Source organism: Tunicatimonas sp., assembly GCF_049647865.1.
In the GTDB taxonomy this organism is placed as follows: domain Bacteria; phylum Bacteroidota; class Bacteroidia; order Cytophagales; family Cyclobacteriaceae; genus Tunicatimonas.
Genome location: NZ_JBARYM010000264.1, coordinates 1 through 3,722 on the forward strand (window position 1 = coordinate 1; position 3,722 = coordinate 3,722).

General features: G+C 41.9%; 3 protein-coding genes. All 3 read left to right on the forward strand.

What is annotated here, in order from left to right; all coding sequences use genetic code 11:
* The first annotated feature begins 158 nt into the window (after positions 1-158).
* Positions 159-326, forward strand: a complete 168-nt coding sequence (locus WBA23_RS08155) for a hypothetical protein (RefSeq protein WP_424581780.1) — start codon at positions 159-161, stop codon at positions 324-326.
* Positions 320-643, forward strand: a complete 324-nt coding sequence (locus WBA23_RS08160) for a hypothetical protein (RefSeq protein WP_424581781.1) — start codon at positions 320-322, stop codon at positions 641-643. Before WBA23_RS08155 ends, WBA23_RS08160 begins: the two co-directional genes overlap by 7 nt.
* A gap of 1,071 nt (positions 644-1,714) precedes the next feature.
* On the forward strand, positions 1,715-3,722 hold a 2,008-nt coding region (locus WBA23_RS08165; RefSeq protein WP_424581782.1), incomplete at its 3' end, for an alpha/beta hydrolase family protein.

The window sequence follows — 3,722 nt, forward strand, 5'->3', positions numbered from 1 at the left end:
TAAGATAATCAACGAGCGAATATGTAATGCATTAATTAGCTATTGCCACCAAATATTGGAAAAAATACAGAAATACAAATCAGGTATTGCAGATTGATTATTCATGTGAGTTTTATTAGCCTTTGAAGGAGGAAATGTGGAAGATTAACGAAAAATTTTTGGAAGAACAGCTAAAAGCCGGAAAAGAATTTTATCTTTCTCATGACCCATTTTCATTGCTTAATGGAACCGGAAGCGGTTATGCTAGAGAAATTGAGTATCTTATTGATAAAGATGTAAAAGAATTTATTTTAGTTAGTGAATCTTTATGGAAAGCAGTATGGTAACTGAAAAAGACAATAATTCTGATAAAAGTATTACACCAGAGCAGGCACTTAATATTATCAAAGCTTTCTGTTCGGAAAATCTACCAAATTTCATTTTGATTAGAGAATATCTGACTCCCCCATTCTGGGGCATTAACTACACTCAGAATAAAATAGAAGTTATATTGGAAGGAGACTATGCTCTACAAGCTATTATTAAAATTTCAGATACAAAATATCCTCTTTGGCAATTCAATAAAGAATTAAAAAATCATCATAACATAACCTATGAAAATATCAATTTAATACTAAATAATATTTATAACTTTTTAAAATAGTGGGATATAGGGTTATTGTTATACTCAAAAAACGACTATGGGCGGAAGATTTTTGATTTATAAAGATTTTGGAGGTGATGTGGAAATCATATTTAGTGATATGACAAGGCTCCATCGCCCGCTTTTGTTCAGACACCTTTGAGTTGCCATCTGCTGAGCCCTTCGAATAGTCCATCGTTGTACAGAAAGCTTCATGCGGTGTAGTATGACATGGAGATGAGCAGCTTCCATCGGACCGGAACCAATCAATAAGCCCTGATCCCGATATGTTTTATAGCGCATTCTGGGCAAGTTGTTTTCATAGTAGTTAAGCAAGCTACGCTGTAGTTGTTGAGCTTTTCCTGGGCAAGGCATCAACGTGATGTTGGTCAGCACTAGCTCAGCTTGATTAGCAAAAAATAAGTCCTCTTGTTGCACTATCCACTCTGAGTGCTCAGTACGGAATATGCTGGCTGTAAACTCCGGTATACTCGCAATAGAATAGGTTATTTTGAAGGGCAATATTATTGACTGAGCATTCTTTTAGGAACTCATCAAGTTTTGTGAGTGATTTGTTAACCTCATAATGGAAAAGGTGCTTCTTCCGATTCCTAACGGTAAGATCTAATATCTTTCCAACGGGTGCTAGGCGATCGCGGGACCGGTCTTTCCTAGCGACAACCAAAGCAGCTGGGGCCTGTTTCAGTTAGGTTAGTAGCAATAAGTATCTTCTTAGATTCTTACTAGTCTACATACCGAAAGGTGTCAGTCGCTTCAAAATTCACACCTTAGCTACAGCGACGAAAAAGCTAAAAAGTACAGTTCATTGTGATCTTCCGAAAATATAGTATCTAATTTGAAATAGTAAAATACAGGTGTACATTACTGGACCATATACCATACTAACGTTTGCTACCAAGTCCACTACCTAACTACGTCGTTCTAAACAACTATCTTTTGAAGTACTACCTACTACAATACTGCAACCGCTATCTTATCTTGATCTCTATCTTAGTTATAAGTTCTTATTCTTTTGCCCAAGAAAGTAATTATTCAGTGTTTGCGCCCTACTATCGCTCCGACGCGGCGTGGATGAAATACGCAAATCTATCGCACTCCCTATATAATCATATCAGTCAATTAGCAAAGGAAGATCTGGATTCTCGCTCTAAGGTGGTAAAAGAATTAACCTCTGCTGAAGATTGGACTCAATACGTAGAACGACAAAAAAACCAATTAAGAGCCCCATTCAATAAATTTGAAAAGCATTCACTTAATGCTCAGTCGTGCGGCACCATCGAGCGAGAAGAATACATCGTAGAAAAATTAGTATTTGAGTCGCACCCTAGTTTTTACGTGACCGCTAGCCTATTCATACCGACCCAAAGAGCGTTTCCCCTACCTGCTGTGTTCTACGTTACCGGCCATTCTCAAGCTGCTTTTCGTCGGGATATTTATCAAATCAATATTCTAAATCTAGTAAAAAAGGGATTTGTGGTGTTCACCATAGATCCTATCGGCCAGGGCGAACGAACGCAATACTACGATAGCACGACGCACGAATCTACCCTGGGTAAAACGACGCACGAACACTCCTACGCAGGAGGGCAGTGTTTTCTGACAGGTTACTCGATCAATGATTACTTTGTGTGGGACGGTATTCGGTCCTTAGACTATCTGAGCCAACGCCCCGAAGTTGATCCAACCCGGATAGGTATGACAGGGCTGTCGGGCGGTGGGCAACAAACCGCAGTACTGGCGGCAATCGACGACCGAGTTTACGCGGCAGCCCCAGAGTGCTACATCACTAGCTATCAGCGACTATTTGAGTCTATTGGTTCCCAAGATGCCGAGCAAAAGATTTATCAGGTATTGCACTTAGGGTTAGATCATCCTGATTTTCTGGCAGTGCGAGCCCCGAAGCCTACCTTACTGATAGCAACCACCGAGGACTTCTTCAGCATTCAGGGAGCGCGGGAAACATTTAGCGAAGTAAAGCAATTATACCGACTTTTTGACCAACCCCAGCACCTGACGATGGTAGAATCACCAGGCTCCCACGGTACTACCCGACCTAACCGGGAAGCGATGTACCAGTTCTTTCAGCAACATCTAAACTTACCCGGTAGCTCTACCGATATTGAACCGGAATATTTATCGACCGAAGAACTCCAAATTACTCCGACCGGACAGGTAACTACGTCGTACCAAAGCAAAACAGTTTTTGATTTAAACCGGCAGAGATCCTCAGACATAGTAGCCCAGCGAACTAGTAAGAATGCCCAAGATGTAATTGAGCAGAAGTCGGCCGTATTGGATCAGGCCTACTCCCTTTCGGGATTAGATACTACACGCACTTTTCGTGGGGCAGTTTTTACGGGAAGTGTGGAAAAAGAAAGCTATCGTGTTGAAAAATACTTCCTAGAAAGCGATGATTTTGACTATCCTCTACCTTTCGTCATTATTAAATCGACGAACAGCCAGCCTAAAGCTACCTTGCTGTACGTCGGGGCCCATGGCAAACAGGAGCTTCTCGAGCATGAGTCGCATATGATAGACTACCTTCAAGAAGGCTACGCCATTGTAGCCCCTGATTTGCTTGGTACGGGCGAACTAAAGAATGCAGAGCGAGGGGATGCTTTTATTCAGGGATACTCTTACAACTTATGGGTGGGGGCCAACTTAGTAGGTAGGTCGATTGCCGGTTTCCAAGCCAGCGATCTGGATGTACTGCTGAAGTACCTGCCGACCCACGTTGATTTGCCTACGGACACCATTGTAGCAGTAGTAAAGGATGAAGCCATTTCTTCCTATCTGCACATAGCCCCCTTTTACAATGAAAACATCCGGAAAACTATTTTGATTAACCCTTTGATGTCTTACCAAAGTATCAACGATACCCAGTATTATGACCCTAAATATTTGTGGACTTCGGTACCCGGGGCCATCCAGCACTACGACTTAGCCCACCTGATGGCCTATCTCGCTCCATCTGATTTATACTTGGTTAACCCGGTAGACGCGTCCGGAAATACCTGGGAAGCTTCTGCTGAAAATACGGATTGGAAGATGCTGCTGGAAGTATTTGAATCGCAAAAAT

Coding starts and splice junctions, on each gene's coding strand:
- WBA23_RS08160 (WP_424581781.1), top strand. CDS start 320: ATGGTAACTGAAAAAGACAATAATTCTGATAAAAGTATTACACCAGAG.